This is a genomic window from Marinobacter changyiensis, assembly GCF_009193265.1.
In the GTDB taxonomy this organism is placed as follows: Bacteria; Pseudomonadota; Gammaproteobacteria; order Pseudomonadales; family Oleiphilaceae; genus Marinobacter; species Marinobacter changyiensis.
This window is the reverse complement of sequence record NZ_VZZZ01000006.1, coordinates 367,003-388,075: the sequence shown is the minus strand read 5'-3', so window position 1 is coordinate 388,075 and position 21,073 is coordinate 367,003. Positions and strand designations below refer to the sequence as shown.

Below are 21,073 nucleotides of genomic sequence, written 5' to 3'. Positions count from 1 at the left end.
CCGATAACGAACGCCGGGAGAGATTTATGAAAACACTGACTCGAATGTTCCTTGCCGCTGTGATCACGTCCGCTGCTATGAGTGCTGGCCTGGCGCATGCTGACGACATGAAAGATGACAGTATGAAGTACGGGGATATGAAGAAAGATGGCATGATGAAAGACGATGGTAAGGTAGATGAAGACATGAAAAAAGACGACAGGATGCACGAGGACATGAAGGAAGACGGCCACATGGAAAAAGACGGCATGAAAGATGACATGTCAGATGATGGTATGAAAAAAGACACTATGATGAAAGATAGTATGGATGAATCGTAGCTAGGGGATTTATGACGCGGACCGTATTGATTGTTGAGGATAACCCCGGTATTGCCCAGCTGGTGCGCATGCATGTGGAAGATCTGGGCTGTAAAACCGTGGTCTGCGACCGGGGTGATACCGGCCTGTCACGGTTTCGGGAAGGGGGTATTGATCTGGTGGTGCTGGATCTGATGCTCCCGGGACTGGATGGCCTGGCTGTGTGTCGGGAAATCCGCGCTCAGCCAGGTTACATTCCGGTACTGATGCTGACCGCCAAAAGCTCGGAACTGGATCGGGTATTGGGCCTGGAGATGGGCGCCGATGACTATCTGACCAAACCGTTCAGCGTTGCGGAACTTTCAGCGCGGGTGAAGGCATTGTTCCGGCGGGTGGATGCGATGACATCACGACCGGCCCCGGATACCCCGGATCAGGCAATCCTGTGTGAGGGTCTGGCGATTGACCCGGTACGTCGCCGGGTTCACTTCCACGATGTTGAAATAGATCTGACCGCCCGGGAGTTTGACCTGCTGTGGCACTTTGCCAGGCACCCGGGCCGGGTCTTCAGCCGCATGCAGTTGCTGGACACCGTCTGGGGCTACAATCACGACGGCTACGAGCACACTGTAAACACCCACATTAACCGCTTGCGTGGCAAGATCGAGCAGGACCCAGCCCACCCCCGGTTTATCCAGACGGTGTGGGGCGTCGGCTACCGCTTCCGGGACTGAATCCATGATCAGAACCCTTTATACCCGGCTGGCCCTGGGACTTTTTGTGCTGCTGGTGGCCGTTGGTCTGCTGTACTCCGTGATCAGTCTGTATTCCCTGCGAGAGTATAACGCCTCACTGAACCAGGAACTGAACCGTGACCTCGCCAGAAACCTGGTGCAGGACCGCAATCTGATCAACGAAGGCCGGCTTGATGAAGCCGCCCTGAAGGAGTTGTTCTCCCTCTACATGGCGATCAACCCCAGCATCGAGATTTACCTGCTCGACCGTGAGGGTCGTATCCTGTCCTACTCCGCTGATCCGGAAAAAATCAAGCGTAACCAGGTGTCGCTGGCACCGATCCAGCGGCTGCTGTCGGACATGACTGCCTATCCGGTGTTGGGGGATGACCCCCGCAGTCATGACCGGCAAAAGGTGTTTTCCGTCACGCCCATTCCCTCGGCAGACGAGCCGGAGGGCTATCTGTATGTGGTGTTGCGGGGCGAGGAATACGATATGGCCGAGACCATGGCCAGAAGCGGACATTTTATTGAAATGAGCGCCTGGGCGGTCGTGATCAGCCTCGCTTTCGGTATGGTCGCGGGTCTGGCGGTGTTCCGGCTGCTGACCCGACGGTTAACCCGGTTAACCAGTCTGGTGGAGCAGTTCGAGCATACCGGCATGAGTCGCCAGCCCCCGAAAACCTGGCAGCAGCAGCGGCCGAAGGTGCAGGACGAAGTGGATTATCTCGGGGTCACCTTTGACCACATGGCTCAGCGCATCGCCAGCCAGATCGAAGAACTCCAGGACAAGGACGCACTGCGGCGCCGGTTGGTGGCCCAGGTATCCCATGATCTGCGAACACCTCTGGCCTCCATGCAGGGCTATGTGGAGAGCCTGCGCATGAAACGGAACATACTTTCCGAGGCCGAACAGGAACGCTTCCTCGATATCGCCCTGGAAGAAGGCCGTCGCCTCAGCCGCCTGGTGGATGAGCTATTCGAGCTGGCGGCTCTGGAGGCCCGGGAGAAACAGCCGCAACCGGAGCCTTTCGCAGCCGCCGAGCTGATTTACGACGCCTCCCATAAACACGTGCCGGAGGCGGCGCGGAAAAATGTTGTACTCGAGGTCTCCGGCTCACCGTCATTACCCCTGGTGTACGGCGACCTGGGGATGACAGAGCGCGTGCTGGACAACCTGATCAGCAACGCCATCTCCTACAGCCCGACGGGTGAGTCGGTTGAGCTGACGCTGGAAGTAGAAGGGGACTGGCTCACAGTGAGCGTCAGCGACGCAGGTCCGGGCATTCCCGAGCAGGACATGCCGCACATATTCGAGGCTTTCTATCGCGGTGATGTCCGCAACACCAACGGGCACGCCGGGCTGGGGCTGGCCATTGCACGACGCATCATGGAAATGCAGGGCGGAGTGATCAGCGTATTCAACAATCCGTTGCGCGGCGCCACGTTCGTAATCCGCCTGCCCGTGCACCAGGAAAATTGATCTGCCTCCGACTGATCCCAAAGGCGTTATAAACTCGTAACAACTCGCAGATTAACGTGTGAACTTTTGCCAGCACACTGGGAACTGTCCGTACACCCTGATTGTCTCTTCAATCGGGGAGTCGTATTTCGCAAACGAGGTGATGAACATGAATCGTCAAATATTTTACGCAGCATTGGTGCTGATTGTCGGGCTTATTGGCTTCAAGGCCAGTGCGACCGGCGATGTGGCTCCCCAGGATTCCCGGTACGCACCGGCGGATCCTTCCCTTTCGGTGGCCACTTTTGCCGGTGGCTGCTTCTGGTGTGTCGAGGCTGGCTTTGAAAAGATTCCCGGTGTGGTGGAGGCGGTCTCGGGCTACAGCGGTGGCGATGAGAAAAATCCGACTTATCAGCAGGTCTCTGGTGGTATGACCGGGCACACGGAAGCGGTGCAGGTTTATTATGACTCCGACGTCATTACTTATGAGGGCTTGTTGCAGGGGCTTTGGCGCATGATGAACCCGACTGACGTCAACGGCCAGTTCGTGGACCGTGGCAAGCAGTATCGGCCGGGTATTTTCTATCACAACGCCGAGCAGAAACGCCTTGCGGAGAAGTCTATCCAGGCATTGGAGGAAAGCGGCCGTTATGACAACCCGGTGTTGATTGAAGTAACGCCGTTCAAGTCATTCTACGTTGCCGAGGAATACCATCAGGATTACTACAAGAAAAACCCGATACGGTACAAGGTGTACACCTTCAATTCCGGCCGTTACCAGTTTATTGACGACGTCTGGGGTGAAGATCGGGAAATCGACTACGCCGATTACCGCCCCAAAGCTGATGCTGGCAAAGCGATGGCTGAGCCTGCAGCCGCTGACCAGCAGGCATATCAGAAGCCAAGCGACGAAGAACTCCGTAAGCGGCTGACCGATATCCAGTACAAGGTCACCCAGGAAGACGCCACCGAGCGCCCGTTCGATAATGAGTATTGGGATGAAAAGCGTCCCGGTATCTATGTGGATGTGGTGTCCGGAGAGCCTTTGTTTCTGTCTACCGACAAATACAGATCGGGTACCGGATGGCCGAGCTTCATCCGGCCCATCAGTCCCGAAGTCGTGGTTGAGAAAGCCGACCGCTCCTGGTTCGGAGTTCGTACCGAGATCCGCAGCGCGCTGGCGGATTCGCACTTAGGCCATGTTTTTACCGACGGCCCGGAGCCGACAGGGTTGCGTTACTGCATGAATTCGGCCGCGCTGAAATTCATTCCGAAATCTGACATGGCCGATGCTGGCTATGGCCAGTACGTTGATCAGGTTAAAGAGCCTATCAGTTAATCAAGGGCGGTAAACCCCACATGGCAGGCGCCTTGCGGGGTTTACCGGCTTCAGAAGAACAGCTCTGGCAGGTAGGTGGCGATCTGGGGGAAGATCATGATCAATGCCAGGCCGATGATTTCCACAATGACGAACGGGATGATCGACATGTAGATGTCCTTCATGGTGATACTCGGCGGCACCACCCCTTTCAGGTAGAACAGGTTGAAACCGAACGGCGGTGTCATGTAGCCGATTTCCATGTTGATGACAAACAGGATGCCGAACCAGATCGGGTCAAACCCGAGGGATTCCACAATCGGCATGAACACCGGCAGGGTGATCAGCATGATGCCGACCGGGTCCAGCACCATGGCCAGCAGGAAGGTGATCAGCATCATCGAGAGAATGATGCCCCAGGGGCCACCGGGGATCATCTGCACAAAGCCTTCGATCAGCTGCTGGGCACCCATACTTTGGTAGGCGGCGCTGAACGCGTGAGCCGCGAACAGAATCCACATGATCATGCCGGTCAGCTTGAAGGTGCGGATTGCCGCGTCGTTGATCAGCGCCCAGCTGAATTTTCGATACACCAGCGCTGAAATCAGGGATCCCAGCACACCCACAGCAGCGGCTTCGGTTGGGGTGGTAAGACCGCCGATAATGGAACCCAGCACCATCACCACAATCAGAATGGGCAGGATTACGGCCCGCAGGGCCCGGAATTTTTCCGGCCACGAGGCGCGCTCCTCTATTGGCAGGGCCGGTGCCAGATGGGGCTGGAAGTAACAGCGGATGATGATGTACGCAATGGTGAGAACCATCAGCAGAATGCCTGGCAGTACCCCGGCGGCGAACATCTGGCCGACGGATACACCGGTGATCAGGGCGTACAGGATCATGAGGATGCTGGGCGGAATCAGGATGCCCCAGCCACCGCCGGTGTTGATGCAGCCCAGGGCCATATTCTTATCGTACCCCCGTTCCAGCATGGAGGGCAGCGCGATGGTACCCATGGCAACGACGGCCGCGCCGCTGATGCCGCACATGGCGGCGAAGATTGCACAGATAAACAGCGTGCCGATGGCCAGGCCGCCACGGACGCCGCCCCACCACATGTACATCATGCGGTAGAGGTCATTGGCGACGCCGGTTCGCTCCAGAATCATCGCCATAAAGACGAACAGGGGTATGGCCACCAGCGTAAAACTGCCCATGGTGCCCCAGATCTGGGACGCTACCATGTAGAAGGAGTCAAAACCCCAGGTGAAATACAGGAATACAACGGACACGCCGCCAAGCACAAACGCCAGCGGCAGGCCAAGAATCAGGAAGAATAACAGGGACCCGAAAAACAGTAACGTCAGGATTTCTATACTCACAGCGGATCTCCTGCAGATTGTCCGGCGTCGGGGTTGTAATAGCTCAGGTTGAACGCGATGGCGATGTCCTGCAGCAGTTTGACCAAACCTTGCAGTACCAGCAGGCCGGCGCCCAGGGGAATGGTGGCTTTTATCGGCCAGATCGGCGGATTCCAGGCCGAGTAGGTAGTCTCGAGATTACCAATGGATTCCTGTGCCATATCAATGCCGAAATACAGCAACGCAAGGGTGAAAATGAAGAATACGATAGAGGTCACAATATCCAGTCCGGCCTGGGTACGTCGGCCGAAGTGGGAGTAAAGCAGGTCAACATTGACGTGGCCCCGGTGCGCCAGGATGTAACCACCAGAAAGAATCGCATAGACACCGAACAGCATCTGGGTGAGCTCATTGGTCCATACGGTGGGAGCATTCAGCAAATAGCGGAAGCCGACTTCCAGCAGCAAAAGCACAAACATGACAGCGACGAGCCAGGCGACCCATCGCCCGATAAAGTTGTTCAGACGGGTGACGCCGTTCATGAATGCGGTGAGCGCATGCATGGCAACCTCCGGTTAATAAACTGTGGCAGACAAAAAACCGGGCCGCCTCTGGCGAGGCGTACCCGGCGTATTGGGGTGCTGGCTTACAGGTATCCGAGATCCGTCAGGTAGCTCTTCAGCATGTCCAGGGCTTTCTGGGCATTTTCGCTGCGCTTGCCTTCTTCATCCCACATGCTCTGTGCGGTTTTAACCAGGCGCTCCTGGACATCATCGGGCAAGGTGTTGATCTGGACACCATCTTCGGCAATCGCCTTGGCCAGGGTAATGCGCTCTTTGTACAGGTACTCGTTAGTGCGCACCCAGAACTGCTCATCCAGCGCCTGCTTGACGATCAGCTGCATATCTTCCGGCAGCTTATCCAGCGCTTTCTGGCTGACGATAATGGCGTCAGTGCCCGCGATGTTCAGGCCCGGCTGCACGTGGTACTTGGCCACTTCATAGAGACCCATGCTGGAAGCGCCCTGGGCTGCGCCCCAGTGCGCGCCATCCACAACACCGGAGTCCAGCGCGGTATAGAGTTCACCGCCGGGAATATAGGATGCGGCCGCACCGGCCTCTGTCAGGAACTTCTGCAGCGTGCCGGATGAGCGAATCTTCAGGCGGGTAAAGTCTTCCCAGCTATTGATCGGGTTCTTGACCACCATCTCGGTCGGGTAGACCTTGTCGGTCGCCCAATACACGCCATGCTCCGCGGCTTCGTCCCGCAGCATCTGCTCGAAACCGAGGTTCTGGTGGAAATAGGCCGCTTCCCAGACATTCCGGAACGCAAACGGCAGGCCGGAGGCAATACCCGCCAGGCTTATCTTGTCCTGGGCGTAGGCCGGGGAGATGGTGCCCATCTCGAGAATGCCACGGCTGACGGCGTTAAACGTTTCCTGAGGCTTGAACAGGGCGCCGGATTCGTAAAGCGTAAGCTTGAGTCTGCCATCGGTACGCTCCTCAAGTATGTTTTTCAGGCGTACAAGGCTGTCCTCATAGGAGCTGCTGGAACCGGGCCAGTGGGACTGCACCTTCCAGGTGAAGGACTCCTGTGCCACAGCCGGGCTGGCAACCAGTGCGGCTGAAACACCGAGCGTAATGGCGGACGCGTAAACGGCGAGTTTTTTGCGATAGTGAGTAAGCATTTTCATTAAGTTACCTCTTGTTGTTGTCTCTGTTGGAGCTGGTGTGTTGTTGCCGGTTTTCTCTTTAGTGTTTCGCACTGCGGTATTATGGACTGCAAGGCGAATCAAGATTTTCTGAATTTATCACATGATTGGTCTTTTGCAATAGCTTAGTAGACGTCTACTGTTTCAGGTAGTCGGCCCGTAGTTCCCGTTTCAATACCTTGCCAATGGTGTTGCGGGGCAAATCGTCCCGGAATTCAACCGCTGACAGTCGCTGGGCTTTGCCAAGACGAAGGTTGGCCCATGCCAGAATATCGGCAGCCGACGCCCCGGCACCGGGGGTTTTCACCACCAGGCCCAGTGGCGTTTCGCCCCAGTAGTCGCTGGGAATGCCGATCACGGCGGCATCGCTGACTTCAGGATGTGCCAACAGAATCTTTTCCAGGTCTACCGCGTAAATGTTGAACCCACCGGAAATAATCATGTCCTTGCGACGATCGAGAATATAAAGGAAGCCGTCTTCGTCGAGCCGTCCCATGTCACCGCTTTTATAGAACACCTCGCCGTCGGGGCTGGTCCACAGCATTTCACGGGTTTGCTCATCGCGATTGCAATAGCCCCGCATCATGGCACCGGCACGGCCGGCAATCTCGCCAATCTCCCCGACCGGCAAGGCCTGGCCCTGTTCATCGAGAATGCGCACTTCCGCGCCTTCGGTGGGCTTGCCCACGGACTCCCATTTGTCAGGGTGGCGGGCGCAATCGAGACTGGTGGAAATGCCGCCTTCGGTCAGGCCATACACTTCCAGAAGATTGCCCGGCCAGCGCTCCAGGGCCTCGCGAATCACCCTGGCCCGCAACGGGGCGCTGGTGGACAGCTTGAGCCGGAAGGCAGACAGATCAAAGCGGTCAAATTCCGGCTCCGCCAGTATGCGCTGGTACTGCACCGGTACCAGCATGGCGTGGGTGACTTTGCGGGCCTCGGCCAGTTCCAGAAATTGATGGGCATTGAATTTCGCCATCAGCACCAGGGTGCCACCGTTAAACAGGGTGGGCAGCATCGACACCAGTGTGGTGTTGGAGTACAGCGGCGTGGAAACCAGGTTGATGGCGTCACCATCCAGCCCGTTACTGGTCATCCGGCGGATTTGCCGGGACCGGAACCGGTAATCGTGGAGTATGCCCTTGGGGGTGCCGGTAGTGCCTGAGCTGTAAATGATGTTGAAGGCGTCATCCAGACCGACCTCTGCGGGGTTCGGCTCCGGGGATGCGTCCTGCAGCCAGTCATCCAGGCTGATGCCGCTGTCATCGGGGCGAAAGTCCAGGCCGATGCGATTATCCGGGGGAATGTGGTCGAGACGATCGCGGACCTCGCCGTAAAGCCCGGCATTGCGGCGGGAAACAAACAGGAAACGGGTGTCACAGTCATTGATCATCAGCGCCAGGGACTCCCCGCTGGCCATGCCGGACAGTGGCACCATACAACCGCCTGCGATGAGGGTGCCAAGATAGAGGGCAACGAAATCGGCGCTGTTTTCTGACAGTCCGGCGACGGTGTCTCCGGTGGTCAGGCCCTGGGCCCGCAATTGGTTGGCAATGGCGTTGGCCCGGGCGAGAAATCCAGCCCAGGTGATTTCCTGGTCGCTGTCTATGAGGGCGATTTTATCAGGCTGGGTGCGGGCATACTCCTGTACCTTCCAGCCAATGGCGTCGAGCGTTTCTGTCTTGTTTATCGGAGCGTAGACAGGCATCTTCCGCACATAATCTTTCATTTCGTAGCCTTTGATGATTGTTGTGTTCTGACTAGTGAAATTAATTTCCGAATATATTGACTCAAAACCGAGAGGCATGACAAATTAAATAGAGGATGAGAAACACGCCAAGTATAAGAAAGGATCATTCCATGATGCGTTTTAGCGAACGGGTAGCCCTGGTTACCGGTGCTGGCAGCGGCATTGGTCAGGCCACCGCAGTACGGCTCTCCCGTGAAGGGGCTGATCTGGTGCTGGTTGACCAGTCGGAAGTCGGGCTGGCAGAAACCCGGGGTATGCTGTCGGAAGACTCCCGGGTGTTGAGTCGTGTGATGGATGTGTCAGACGAGGCTCAGGTCAAGAAACTGATAGGGGACACCATCAAAACCTTTGGCCGTATTGATGTGCTCTGCAACAACGCCGGTATCGCTGGCCACCATCCACCAATTACCGAGCAGGACGAGGCCGAGTGGCAACGTATTCTGGACGTTAACCTGATAGGTCCCATGCTGTTTATCAAACACACTGCGCCCCACATGCAGGCCCGCCGTCAGGGCGCCATCGTCAATACCGCCTCGGTGGCGGGTATCCGCTCTGGTGCCGGTGGCAACGCGTACAGTGCCTCCAAAGCCGGTGTCATCAATCTCACCATGACAGCAGCCTGTGACCTGGGCGGTGACAACATTCGGGTAAACGCGGTGTGTCCGGGCTTGGTAGAAACCGGCATGACCCAGCCGGTTTTCAACTATGCCCGCACCCATGAAAAAGCCCACAAGCTGGGTTCCCGCTGCGAACTGCGACGCTACGGCGTGCCGGCAGAGATTGCAGCCGCTATTCTGTTTCTCGCCAGTGACGATGCCAGCTACATTACCGGGCAGGCGTTGCCGGTCGACGGCGGCAATACCGCATCACTGAACCTGCCGGGGATGAAGGTTTAATGACCGAAACAAAGAGCCATTCTGCCATTACGGCAGCCGAGGAGCTGGGGGGCTTCCACCAGTTGCTCGGTTACCGACATGTATCCTGGGATGAGAATCACGCGGTTATCGAGCTGACACTGCAGCCCAAGCACATCAATCTGGGGGGTGTGATTCATGGCGGGGTGCTGACCTCGCTGCTGGATATTGTGCTGGCCAACGCGGGCACGTATTGCCCCTACCCGGGCCGCATGCGAAAAGCCATCACCCTGTCACTGACCACCACGTTCACCGGGCAATGCTCCAGCGGCACCATTCGGGTGACGGGCGAGCGCCGTGCTGGCGGGCAGAGGATTTTCAACAGTACCGGTGAGGCCCGGGATGAAGCCGGAAATCTGCTGGCCATCGCCGAGGGCACCTTCCGGCTCAGAACCGGCAGCGAAAAGCCCGAGGGCGTGCCAATCTGACCGGCTGGCTCGGATCAGACAGCTCTGATCGGATAGCCCAGAACAATCACAAGTTACACAGAACAAACACAAGAGGCACCAACCATGTTTGAACTTTCAGACAAAGCCAAACAGTTGCAACAGCAGCTCATCGAGTTTATGGATGCGCACGTGTATCCCAACGAACACCTGCACCATGAGCAGATTGCGACGGCTGAAAACCGCTGGGCACCGACAGCCATTCTGGAAGAGCTGAAAGCCAAAGCCAAATCGGCAGGACTGTGGAACCTGTTCCTGCCTGAAAGCGAGTTTGGCGCCGGGCTGAGCAATTTTGAATATGCCCATCTGTGCGAAATCATGGGTCGCTCCCATATGGCGCCGGAAGTCTTCAACTGCTCGGCACCGGATACCGGCAACATGGAAGTGCTTGCCCGTTACGGCACGCCGGAGCATCAGGAGCAATGGCTCAAACCATTGCTGAATGGCGAGATCCGGTCCTGCTTTGCGATGACCGAACCGGATGTTGCCTCCTCCGATGCCACCAACATTGCCTGCGAGATTCGTCGTGACGGTGACGAGTATGTGATCAATGGCCGCAAATGGTGGTCGTCCGGTGCCATGACCACCACCTGCAAGATTGCCATTGTGATGGGCAAGACCGACCCCTCGGCCGCCCGCCATGCCCAGCAATCCATGATTCTGGTGCCGTTTGACTCGCCGGGCGTGACGATCGTGCGGCCGTTGACGGTGTTTGGCTACGATCACGCGCCCCACGGCCACGCCGAAGTTGTCTACGACAACGTGCGGGTGCCGGCGTCAAATATCCTGTTGGGTGAAGGCCGCGGCTTCGAGATTGCCCAGGGACGCCTTGGCCCTGGCCGTATTCACCACTGCATGCGCACCATCGGGGTGGCCGAGCGCGCCCTGGAAGCCATGTGCCAGCGGGTCAACGAGCGCGAAGCCTTTGGCAAGCAGCTGGTGCGGTTTGATTCCATCCGCAAGGACATTGCCCGCTCCCGCCTGGAGATCGAACAGACCCGCCTGCTGACCCTGAAAGCGGCCCACATGATGGACACGGTCGGCAACAAGGTGGCGCGCCAGGAAATTGCCATGATCAAGGTTGCGGCCCCCAATATGGCACTGGCGGTGCTGGACCGTGCGATTCAGGCCCACGGCGCCATGGGTGTTTGCCAGGATACTTTCCTCGCAGCCTCCTGGGCGCACATCCGCACCCTCCGTCTCGCGGACGGCCCGGATGAGGTGCATCTGGACAGTATCGCGAAAATCGAACTGCGGGATTACCCTAAAGCCCAGCCGGCCAGCCACTGAAACGGAGCCTGAACCATGACCAACCCCTTATTTGATATGACCGGCAAGGTCGCGCTCATTACCGGCTCCACCAAAGGCATCGGCCGCTCCATCGCTGAAGAAATGGCCCGTTGCGGCGCCCGGGTAGTAATTTCCAGCCGCAAGGCCGAGGTCTGTGACCAGGTGGCCGGAGAGTTGAAAGATCAGGGCTTCGAGGCCATTGCCATTCCCTGTCACGTGGGCAAGAAAGACGACTTGCAGAATCTGGTGGATAAAACCCTCGCCGCCTGGGGCCAAATTGACGTGCTGGTCTGCAACGCAGCCACCAACCCGGTCTACGGGCCTACCCAGGAGATGACCGATGAGGCCTGGGACAAGATCATGAATACCAACGTCAAAGGCTCCTTCTGGCTCACCCAGATGGTGCTGCCGGGCATGGCAGAGCGGGGCGATGGAGCGGTGGTCATGCTGTCCAGCATTGCCGGGCTGCGGGGTAATACCGTAATTGGCACCTACGGTGTGTCCAAGGCAGCGGAAGCCGCGCTCGCCCGCAACCTGGCGGTGGAGTGGGGGCCGAAAGGTATCCGGGTTAATGCCATTGCTCCGGGTCTGATCAAGACGGACTTCGCGAAAGCCTTACTGGAAGACCCGGTGCGGGTAAAACGCGCGGAAGAGAAAACACCTCTGCGCCGCATTGGCGATCCGGTTGATATCGCCGGCCTGGCGGTGTTCCTGTCAACCCCTGCCAGCGCCTATATTACCGGCCAGGTTATTGTGGCAGACGGGGGCGAGACCGCCTGTTAAACGGGCTGGCATCGAGAATCATATGGTTGAGGGCACGATGACGGACAGCAAGAAAACAACGGATCCCGAGTTGGTTGACGTGTTGCCAGCGCACCGATTTGATGAGGCCAAACTATTGACCTGGTTGCAGGCTAACATGCCGGACATTGGCGACCGGCTTGAGATCAGACAGTTTCAGGGCGGGCAATCCAACCCGACCTATCTGCTGGAAGCCGACAGCGGTCGTTATGTGCTGCGCAAGAAACCGCCGGGCAAAGTGCTGCCCTCGGCCCACATGGTCGAGCGCGAGTACAAGGTGATACGGGCACTGTCCGAACACACCGACGTGCCGGTGCCCCGGACCCGGGTGCTGTGTGAAGACAGTGGCATCATCGGCACGCCGTTTTATGTGATGGACTTTATGCCGGGCAGAGTGGTCAGTCATCCGGCCCTGAGGGATATCGACTTTTCCGAGCGCACCCCGGTGCACCAGGCTGCCATGGACACTCTGGCGGCCCTGCACAGTGTGGACGTCAACGCCATCGGGCTGGGAGATTTCGGTCGTCCGGACGGCTACGTGGCGCGGCAGGTGGCGCGCTGGAGCAAACAGTATCAAGCCTCCCGGACGGGAGAAATGCCCGCCATGGACAAGCTCATGGCCTGGCTGCCGGAAAACCTGCCAGGCCATGACGAATGCGCCATTGCCCACGGTGATTACCGGCTGGGCAACCTGATGCTGGCTCAGGACAAGCCGGAAATCGTTGCCATTCTGGACTGGGAGCTCTCCACCCTGGGCCACCCCATTGCAGATCTTGCCTACTACTGCCTGCCTTACCATCTGCCCAGGGACCTGGTCGGCATGCGTGGTCTGGTGGGGGAGGACCTGACAGCGCTGGGCATTCCTGATGAACAGGCCACCATTGAGCGCTACTGTCAGCAGTCCGGCCGGTCTGGTATCAATGACTGGCACGTGTTCCTCGCGTTCTCGCTGTTCCGGCTGGCGGCGATTCTCCAGGGCGTCTATGCCCGGGCATTGCAGGGTAATGCCAGCAACGCCAACGCCCTGCAGGTGGGCGAGCGGGCTCATGTGCTGGCCGAAGCCGGCTGGCGCATCGCCCAACAGGGCAAACAGGGAATCGAATCATGAACGATGCCATGGTAAAGCGGATACTGATCACCAACGACGACGGCATCGCCGCGCCCGGCCTGGAAGTGCTGACCGATATCGCCCATGGGCTGGCGGAAGAGGTCTGGGTGGTGGCGCCGGAACACGACCGCAGCGGGGCCGGCCAGAGTATCTCCCTGCACACGCCACTGCGGGTCTATCAGCATGCCAACCGGCGCTATGCGGTGTCCGGCACGCCCGCGGACTGCGTGCTGTTTGCGCTGGCGGAATGGTTCGGGGAAACCCCACCGGATCTGGTGCTCTCCGGCGTCAATTGCGGTGCCAATATCAGCGATTCGGTGCAGTATTCCGGCACCGTCGGCGCGGTACTGACGGCGGAACACATGGGCATTCCGGCGATTGCCCTGAGCCAGGCCTATCTCAACCGTGACGGTATCAGCTGGGCGCCAGTCAGCGTCTGGGGGGAGCGGGTCATCCGCGCGCTCTGGCAAGCCGACCAGCCCTGCTGCTGGAACGTGAATTTCCCGGCCTGTGAGGCCGAAGACATCAGTGAAATGCGCTGGGCCCGGCAATCCACCGGCTCTATTCAGCGCACCCAGCTGCTGGCGGGCCAGGACGGGCGTAACCTGCCGTACTGGTGGCTGGGGTTCGAGCGCAGTTCCCGTCACATCGTGGCGCCGGATTCGGACGTGGCCGTGCTGCGGGATAATGCTATTGCGGTAAGCCCGTTGCGCAGCGCGGCGGGCCTGCCCGGCGGCGTGACGATGGTGGTGCTGTAGGTCTTTTTTACACGAATGCGATTCACACAAGTGCGATCCACAACAGTGCTGTTCAGAAAAGTGCTATCGGGAGAATAACAAGCATGTTCACACGACATTACGGGGTCTGGCCGAAAGAGCTGCCAAAGACCATGACATTGCCTCAGACCAGTGTGTTTACCAACCTAGCGATCTCTGCCCTGCGGTATCCTGATCATACCGCCATCATCTATTACGACAGCAAGATCAGTTACCGGGAGTTGTTGAGTGAGGTTGAGGCCCTGGCGGGTTACCTGCAAGCGCAGGGAGTCCACAAAGGTGACCGGGTGATGTTGTACATGCAGAACTCGCCCCAGTACGTGGTGGCTTACTACGCCATCCTGCGGGCGGACGCCGTGGTGATTCCGGTTAACCCGATGAACCGCACCGCCGAGCTGGAACACTATGTCGCCGATACCGGAGCCCGGGTGTGTCTGGCCGGGCAAGAGCTGACCCGATTTATCGCCCCGCTGATTGGGCCGTCCAATCTCGAGCAGGTGGTGGTGGCGACTTACGGCACCTATGTGAAAGCGCCTACAGACCTGGATTTACCACCGGAGGTGACTGCCCCGGCGGAGCCATCGGGAATTTCCGGTTTCATCGCCTGGGAAGACGCTCTGAACTCTGGTGGCCAGCCATCGGAGCACACGGCGGGCCCGGATGATCTGGCGGTGATCCCCTACAGCTCCGGCACCACCGGTGCTCCGAAAGGCTGCATGCACACCCACCGGGGCGTCATGGCAACGGCCGTTCACCGGTCATTCTGGAATACCAGCACGGCCGATTCGGTGCAGCTTGCCACCTTGCCATTTTTCCATGTCACCGGCATGCAGGGCTCGATGAACAGCCCCATCTACTGCGGCTCCACCAGCGTTATCATGACGCGCTGGAACCGCACCACCGCGGCCCGGCTGATCGAGCGCTACAAAATCACTGCCTGGACCAACATCGTCACCATGGCGGTGGACTTTCTCTCCAACCCGGACATCGACCAGTACGACCTCAGCAGCCTGAACACCATCGGTGGTGGCGGGGCTGCGATGCCGGCATCCATTGCCCGCAAGCTGAAGGACATGACCGGTCTGGATTACATTGAGGGCTATGGCCTGTCTGAAACCATGGCAGCCACCCACATTAACCCGCCAAACCGTCCCAAGCCCCAGTGTCTGGGTATTCCGGTGTTTGATGTGGATTCCCGTATCGTGGACCTGGAAACCCTGGAGGAAAAAGCAGTCGGCGAAGTGGGCGAAATCGTCAGTCGGGGCCCGCAAATAACAGTCGGTTACTGGAACCGGCCGGCGGAAACCGAGGCTGCGTTCATAACTCTGGATGGCGAGCGCTTCTTCCGTACCGGTGATCTGGCCTATTACGATGAAGAGGGCTACTTCTTCATGGTGGATCGGGTCAAGCGGATGATCAATGCCTCCGGTTTCAAAGTCTGGCCCTCCGAGGTAGAGAGCCTGATGTACCGCCACCCGGCCATTCACGAGTGTTGCATTATTTCATCACCGCACCCCAAGCGGGGGGAAACGGTAAAGGCCTGTATCGTGCTAAGGGACGATGCCCAGGACATCACCACTGCCGACATTGTGGCCTGGTGTAAAGAGGAAATGGCAGCCTACAAGGTTCCTGAAATTATCCAGTTTGTCACCGAACTACCGAAGTCCCCGACCGGCAAGTTGATGTGGAAAGCGTTGCAGGATCAGGAGTGGAAGTCAGAGGGCTAACAAGGATCTTTGGGTCCGCAGAGCGGAACTGGGTTTTGTCATATGATTGTTCCGATCCACCCTGTACTCTTTGCTCTGATCGCTCCTGTACGCTCTGGAGTCAGCAAAACTGAAACAGTAGTTCCGAGCCCCGACAACAACAATTTTACGGGAGACTGGTTTGAACCTTTTCTTACAGCAAATCATGAACGGCCTGACCCTGGGCAGCATTTACGGCCTGGTTGCCCTGGGGTTAACGCTGGTTTACGGCATCCTGCATATTCCTAACTTCGCCCATGGTGCGCTCTACATGGTGGGCGCCTTCATGTCGTACTTCCTGATGGTGGACGTGGGTGTCCACTACTGGTTTGCCATGGCAGGCTCCGCGGCGATTGTCGCTGTGCTGGCCATCATCTGCGAGCGCCTGGTATTCCACCCGCTCCGGCATTCGCCCCCCATTCACGACAAGATCGCCGCCATCGGTATCCTGCTGTTTCTGGAAGCCGTGGTGCAGATGTTCTGGGGAGCGGATTTTCGCCGCATGTCGTCGCCGTTTACCGGCATCCTGAATTTCGACGGGCTGATCATCCCCGAGCAGCGGCTGCTGATCATCATCGGGGCGCTCACGCTGGTGGCGGGTTTGCAGATTTTCCTGCGCAAAACCATGACCGGTGCCACCATCATCGCCATGGCCCAGAACCGGGAGGGCGCCTTTCTGGTGGGTATTGATGCCAACCGCGTGGCGATGATGACCTTTGGTATTTCCGGCGCCCTGGCCGCCATCGCCGCCACGCTTTACGCCCCGATCAATCTGGTCTACCCGGCCATGGGCCACCTGGTGATCATGAAAGCCTTCGTGATCATCATCCTCGGTGGCATGGGCAGCATCCCCGGCGCCATCGTGGGGGGCATGATCATCGGCTTTGCCGAAGCCTTCGGGGGTTTCTACATTTCTACCGCCTATAAAGACATTATCGCCTTCGGCTTGCTGGTGGTTATTCTGTCCATCCGTCCCCAGGGGCTGTTTGCGAAGGGGGCGCACTGACCATGCTGTTAAAAATTGCTGCGTTGTTGATGAAACCCGGCGCCAAGATGGCCATGCTTGCCTTTGCCCTGGTATTCCCGTTTCTCGCCGCGAACGAGTACCAGGTCTATGTGATGGCAACCGCGTTTATCTGGGCCATTGCGGTCTACGGTCTTAACATCATTACCGGTTACTGTGGTCAGTTGAACCTGGCCCACGGCGGCTTTTTTGCCATTGGTGCCTACACCCTCGGGCTGCTTACGGCGGATTACGGCTGGAGTTTCTGGCCGGCATTCGTGGGTGCCCTGGTGATGACAGCGGTGCTCGGCTTCCTGGTGGGCGTGGTGTCCCTGCGTCTCAAGGAGCATTACTTCGCCATTTTTACTCTCTGTGTCGGGTTCATCATTTACCTGCTACTGGACAAGTGGGAAGAGCTCACCCACGGTGCCATCGGCGTGCGGGATATCGCCGCGCCCTACGGCTTCGGCCTGGTGGATTTCACCGACACCACCCCGTTCTATTATCTGGTGCTGGGGTTCCTGGTGCTGGCCATGTGGTTCATCAGTCGGCTGTCGAAATCCTTGCTCGGCCGTACGTTTATTGCCATCCGAAACGGCGATGAACTGGCCGAGTCCCTGGGTATCAACCTGATGCGAAACAAAGTACTGGCGTTTGTGCTTTCGACCACCTACGCCGGTCTGGCCGGTGCGCTCTATGCCGGTATGGTGCGCTTCATCGGCCCGGAAGAAGCCAACATCAACCACACCTTTGACATGATCACCTACCTGCTTGTGGGCGGTATCGGTACGCTTTCAGGGCCGTTGCTGGGGACTCTGGGTCTGGTCTGGATCACCCAGTCGCTGCAGTTCCTGGAAGAGTACCGGATGATCATCTTCGGACCGCTGCTGGTGGTGCTGGTGATTTTCTTCCCCCGGGGTATCGTCGGCTCATTCCTGACCTGGATTCACCGTAAATCCCAGGCCCTTGTGCCTGAGGGTAAACGGAAAGACAGCAAGGTCACCCCCACCAAGGAGGCCGAGAACAATGCTTAAAGTCGACAACCTGACCAAGATGTTCGGTGGCCTGGCGGCTGTCAGTAATGTGTCGGTGGAGTTTGAGGCCAACAAGGTCAACGCCATCATCGGTCCCAACGGGGCGGGCAAGAGTACGTTTTTCAATCTCATCGCCGGGGCTCATAAGCCCACCTCCGGTACCATTTTGTTGGATGGCAAAGATGTCACCAACCTTCCCTGTGACCAGATTGCACGGCTGGGCGTTGGCCGCACCTTTCAGACCACCAATCTGTTTGAACAGGCGACGGTGCTGGATAACCTGATTGTTGGCCACCGCTTGCGCACCCGCTCCGGCCTGTGGGACGTACTGGTCAATTCCAGGCGGCTGCAAGCGGAAGAACGGGCCTGTCGGGAAAAAGCTCGGGAGGCACTTGATTTCGTTGGCCTGTCCCACGTAGAAAACCGCTTTATTGCCGACATCACCCAGGAGGAACGCAAGCGCGTGGCTTTTGCTCTTGCGTTGGCTACGGACCCGAAAATTCTGTTACTCGATGAGCCCGCCGCCGGGGTCAATCCGGAAGAAACCGAAGGCCTGGCAGACCTGATGCGCAAGATGATCAACCACGGCCTGACCGTATGTCTGATTGAACACAAGATGGGCATGATCATGGGCATAGCCGACAAGATTATGGTGCTCGACCATGGCGAAAAAATTGCCGAAGGCACACCGGAGCAGGTCAGCAATGACGCGGCCGTGATCGAGGCCTACCTGGGGGGTGATGAAGATGCTGCAGCTTAAACACATTGATGTCAGCTATGGCAGCTTCAAAGCCCTTAACAATATCTCGATGACCGTCAATTCCGGCGAGCTGGTGGTGCTGCTCGGGGCCAACGGTGCCGGCAAAACCTCACTGTTCAACATGATCAGCGGCCTGGTTCGGCCAACGGCTGGCGAGTGTGAATTTGAAGGTCGGCGCCTGGATGGTCTCAAACCCAGCGCAGTGGTCGCCGCTGGCGTTGTGCAATGTGCCGAGGGTCGCAAGTTGTTTCCACAGATGAGTGTGGCGCAGAACCTGATGCTGGGCGCCTATGTGCACCGGCGTGACAAGCAGGGCAACCGCCGGCACCTGCAGGAAATGTACGAATTGTTCCCCATCCTTGAGGAGAAGAAAGACCAGCCGGCCGGCTCCCTGTCGGGCGGACAACAGCAAATGGTGGCGATCGGGCGGGCCATGATGGGCCGGCCGCGCCTGCTGATGCTGGACGAGCCTTCGCTGGGCCTGGCGCCGCTGGTGGTACGACAGATGTTTGCAACCATCAGCCAGATTAACCGCCTTGGCACGACCGTGCTGCTGGCGGAACAGAATGCTTTTGCGGCGCTGAAAATCGCCCACCGCGCCTACGTAATGGAAAACGGGCAACTGGTGATGGAAGGGGACCGGGAAACCATGCTGGGTAATGAAGAGGTGCGCAAAGCCTACATCGGTGCCTGACCCCAAGCCGGGACCAACAGGCACACCGCAAGTCGCAAACCGATTTATAACATGTAAAGGATCTGGGAAAACATTATGACCATGATAAAAAAACTGGGCCGTGCCATTGCAGTCACCACTTTGGGGCTGGGGTTATACGCAACTGCCGTTGCGGATGAAGTGAATATTGGCTTCACCGGTCCGCTGAGCGGCGGCGCCGCGCTTTACGGAGAAAATACGCTGTCCGGTTTGCGCATGGCCGCAGACGAGATTAATGACGCTGGCGGGTTTGCAGTGGGCGGCGAGCAACACACTGTCAACATTGTGGCACTGGATGATCGCTACTCCCCGGCCCAGGCCGCCACCAACGCCAAGCGTCTGAAGCAGCAGTCCGGCGTGGCGGCGGTGTTCGTGCCTCATTCCGGCGGTGTATTCGCGCTGCAGGATTTCAACGAGAAAGATGATTTCCTCGTCATGGCCTACACCAGCGTGCCCGCGGTCACCGAGCAGGGTAACGAGCTGACCCTGCGGATTCCGCCCACCTTTGACGGCTATGTGCGCGCCTTCACGGCTTACGCCCAGGAACACGTGGGCACCACACTCGGAATGGGGGGCGCTACCCACGAGTACGCCAAAATCTGGGCCGACATGATGGAGAAAGAATGGACCGGCAAAGGCGGTGAGATCGTGGTGAGCAACCCCATGGACTACAACAAGTCGGCCGATTTCTACACGGGCGTCAGTCGCATCATCGCCTCCAATCCTGAGGTGATGTTTGTCGGCGGCGCCTCCGAACCTACCGGGCTGGTGGTGCGACAGGCTCGTCAGCTGGGCTTTCAGGGCGGTTTCATGCTGATGGATCAGGCCAAACTGGATGAGGTGGCAGAGGTTGCTGGCGGCTTTGAAATGATGGAAGGAGCGATCGGTGTGGTGCCACTATCCGTTTACGATACCGACTCCGCCCGCAACTTTATCGAGCGCTACGAAGCAGCCTACGACAAGACACCCGGTTCTGAAGCCGCCTACAACTACCTCGCCTTGCATGCCCTGGTGGCCGCTATGGAACAGGCCGATTCACTGGAACCGAAAGCCATCCGCGGGGCTATCAGTGACGCCATCCGTGATATGGACAGCGCCAAGAACCCGATGGCTGTGAAGGAAATCACCGCCAGCGGCGGCTTTGTCACCGAGACCACCCTGGCGGTGGTGGAAGATGGCAAGATCGTGCAGAAAGACATCAAAAAGTAACGCCCGGGCGGAATTCACGCCCGAATGTACATTACCAGGCATTCCGCCACGCAGGCGGGTTTGTCCTCGCCTTTGATCTCAATGGTGGTGAGGTAGCTCGCGAGTACGCGCTGCGAGTCCACGGCGCTGACGTCCTGCAGTTCCACCCGGCTGCGGATATCTGAGCCGGACCTGACGGCGGCAGGAAAACGCAACTTGTTGAAACCGTAGTTGATGCTGGCAGCCTTTCCGGTCACATCAATTACCGTGGCGTTCAGCCGGGGGATCAGGGATGCCGTCAGGAAGCCGTGGGCCACAGTGCTCTTCCACGGCGACTCGGCGGCTGCCCGCTCCACGTCCAGATGAATCCACTGGTGATCGCCGGTGGCATCAGCGAATGCCTGAATCATTTCCTGACTGACGTGGGTCCATTCGCTATGGCCAATGAGTTCGCCGATATGGGCGGACAGGTCATCGAGGGCAATCTTGAGCATGGAATTCTCCTGGTAACGTTTTAATTCCGGGCCATAAAAAAGGGCAGCCGTTCAAGGCTACCCTGAATTTCTGCCAATTAGGATTGGCATCTGACCTCTCGCATACGGAGTACGAGAGCGAGCGGGTAGGGCTTTTCAAAACACGCTGTAAATACATCCATGTACGC

21 protein-coding genes are annotated in these 21,073 nt (G+C 58.1%); 16 read left to right on the top strand and 5 right to left on the bottom strand.

Annotated features, from left to right (window positions below; genetic code table 11):
* Positions 1-26 precede the first annotated feature (26 nt).
* The 4 genes from F6Y09_RS17565 to msrB all read left to right on the top strand — a co-directional run bounded on the left by F6Y09_RS17565 (position 27) and on the right by msrB (position 3,834).
* Positions 27-320, top strand: coding sequence for a hypothetical protein (locus F6Y09_RS17565; protein WP_152208235.1), 294 nt, complete (start codon positions 27-29; stop codon positions 318-320).
* A gap of 11 nt (positions 321-331) precedes the next feature.
* Positions 332-1,033, top strand: a complete 702-nt coding sequence (locus F6Y09_RS17560; RefSeq protein ID WP_152208234.1) for a response regulator transcription factor — start codon at positions 332-334, stop codon at positions 1,031-1,033.
* Positions 1,034-1,037: 4 nt separating this feature from the next.
* Complete coding sequence (locus F6Y09_RS17555; RefSeq protein WP_152208233.1) at positions 1,038-2,516, top strand: sensor histidine kinase; 1,479 nt, start codon at positions 1,038-1,040, stop codon at positions 2,514-2,516.
* Positions 2,517-2,664: 148 nt separating this feature from the next.
* Positions 2,665-3,834, top strand: a complete 1,170-nt coding sequence (gene msrB / locus F6Y09_RS17550; RefSeq protein WP_152208232.1) for a peptide-methionine (R)-S-oxide reductase MsrB — start codon at positions 2,665-2,667, stop codon at positions 3,832-3,834.
* Positions 3,835-3,884: 50 nt separating this feature from the next.
* Here the strand turns inward: msrB and F6Y09_RS17545 are convergent, their stop codons facing one another.
* From F6Y09_RS17545 to F6Y09_RS17530, 4 genes are all read right to left on the bottom strand, one after another.
* Positions 3,885-5,195, bottom strand: coding sequence for a TRAP transporter large permease (locus tag F6Y09_RS17545; RefSeq protein ID WP_152208231.1), 1,311 nt, complete (start codon positions 5,193-5,195; stop codon positions 3,885-3,887).
* Positions 5,192-5,737 carry a TRAP transporter small permease subunit gene (locus F6Y09_RS17540; protein WP_152208230.1) on the bottom strand — a complete coding sequence of 182 codons (546 nt, stop codon included), beginning with the start codon at positions 5,735-5,737 and terminating at the stop codon, positions 5,192-5,194. The genes F6Y09_RS17545 and F6Y09_RS17540 overlap by 4 nt, the downstream gene beginning before the upstream one ends.
* Positions 5,738-5,820: 83 nt before the next feature.
* Entirely contained in the window at positions 5,821-6,867 is a 1,047-nt protein-coding gene (dctP, locus tag F6Y09_RS17535) for a TRAP transporter substrate-binding protein DctP (RefSeq protein WP_152208229.1), read from the bottom strand.
* A 154-nt stretch (positions 6,868-7,021) separates the two neighbouring features.
* A complete protein-coding gene (locus F6Y09_RS17530; protein WP_152208228.1) occupies positions 7,022-8,614 on the bottom strand; it encodes a class I adenylate-forming enzyme family protein in 1,593 nt (530 codons plus the stop codon).
* 131 nt (positions 8,615-8,745) lie between these two features.
* Between F6Y09_RS17530 and F6Y09_RS17525 the strand changes: the two genes are divergently transcribed.
* The 12 genes from F6Y09_RS17525 (at position 8,746) to F6Y09_RS17470 (ending at position 20,433) form a co-directional block, all read left to right on the top strand.
* A complete protein-coding gene (locus tag F6Y09_RS17525) occupies positions 8,746-9,531 on the top strand; it encodes an SDR family NAD(P)-dependent oxidoreductase (RefSeq protein WP_152208227.1) in 786 nt (261 codons plus the stop codon).
* The gene (locus F6Y09_RS17520) at positions 9,531-9,977 is read left to right on the top strand and encodes a PaaI family thioesterase (protein WP_152208226.1); all 447 of its coding nucleotides are present in this window, start codon (positions 9,531-9,533) and stop codon (positions 9,975-9,977) included. Before F6Y09_RS17525 ends, F6Y09_RS17520 begins: the two co-directional genes overlap by 1 nt.
* An 84-nt stretch (positions 9,978-10,061) precedes the next feature.
* Entirely contained in the window at positions 10,062-11,285 is a 1,224-nt protein-coding gene (locus F6Y09_RS17515) for an acyl-CoA dehydrogenase family protein (RefSeq protein ID WP_152208225.1), read from the top strand.
* A 15-nt stretch (positions 11,286-11,300) separates the two neighbouring features.
* On the top strand, positions 11,301-12,068 hold the full coding sequence (locus tag F6Y09_RS17510) for an SDR family NAD(P)-dependent oxidoreductase (protein WP_152208224.1): 768 nt from the start codon (positions 11,301-11,303) through the stop codon (positions 12,066-12,068).
* A gap of 22 nt (positions 12,069-12,090) precedes the next feature.
* Positions 12,091-13,194 (top strand): phosphotransferase, encoded by a 1,104-nt coding sequence (locus F6Y09_RS17505; protein WP_152208223.1) that lies wholly within the window; start codon positions 12,091-12,093, stop codon positions 13,192-13,194.
* Complete coding sequence (gene surE, locus F6Y09_RS17500; RefSeq protein WP_152208222.1) at positions 13,191-13,952, top strand: 5'/3'-nucleotidase SurE; 762 nt, start codon at positions 13,191-13,193, stop codon at positions 13,950-13,952. The genes F6Y09_RS17505 and surE overlap by 4 nt, the downstream gene beginning before the upstream one ends.
* An 83-nt stretch (positions 13,953-14,035) precedes the next feature.
* A complete protein-coding gene (locus tag F6Y09_RS17495) occupies positions 14,036-15,697 on the top strand; it encodes a long-chain fatty acid--CoA ligase (RefSeq protein ID WP_152208221.1) in 1,662 nt (553 codons plus the stop codon).
* 160 nt (positions 15,698-15,857) lie between these two features.
* Positions 15,858-16,721: a branched-chain amino acid ABC transporter permease gene (locus F6Y09_RS17490; protein WP_152208220.1), complete on the top strand. Its 864-nt coding sequence runs from the start codon at positions 15,858-15,860 to the stop codon at positions 16,719-16,721.
* A 2-nt stretch (positions 16,722-16,723) separates the two neighbouring features.
* A complete protein-coding gene (locus tag F6Y09_RS17485; protein WP_152208219.1) occupies positions 16,724-17,752 on the top strand; it encodes a branched-chain amino acid ABC transporter permease in 1,029 nt (342 codons plus the stop codon).
* Positions 17,745-18,512 carry an ABC transporter ATP-binding protein gene (locus F6Y09_RS17480; protein WP_152208218.1) on the top strand — a complete coding sequence of 256 codons (768 nt, stop codon included), beginning with the start codon at positions 17,745-17,747 and terminating at the stop codon, positions 18,510-18,512. Before F6Y09_RS17485 ends, F6Y09_RS17480 begins: the two co-directional genes overlap by 8 nt.
* A complete protein-coding gene (locus tag F6Y09_RS17475; protein ID WP_152208217.1) occupies positions 18,499-19,206 on the top strand; it encodes an ABC transporter ATP-binding protein in 708 nt (235 codons plus the stop codon). Before F6Y09_RS17480 ends, F6Y09_RS17475 begins: the two co-directional genes overlap by 14 nt.
* Positions 19,207-19,281: 75 nt before the next feature.
* Positions 19,282-20,433, top strand: coding sequence for an ABC transporter substrate-binding protein (locus F6Y09_RS17470; protein WP_152208216.1), 1,152 nt, complete (start codon positions 19,282-19,284; stop codon positions 20,431-20,433).
* Between the two features lie 14 nt (positions 20,434-20,447).
* Here the strand turns inward: F6Y09_RS17470 and F6Y09_RS17465 are convergent, their stop codons facing one another.
* Positions 20,448-20,906, bottom strand: a complete 459-nt coding sequence (locus tag F6Y09_RS17465; protein WP_152208215.1) for a MaoC family dehydratase — start codon at positions 20,904-20,906, stop codon at positions 20,448-20,450.
* Positions 20,907-21,073: the final 167 nt, after the last annotated feature.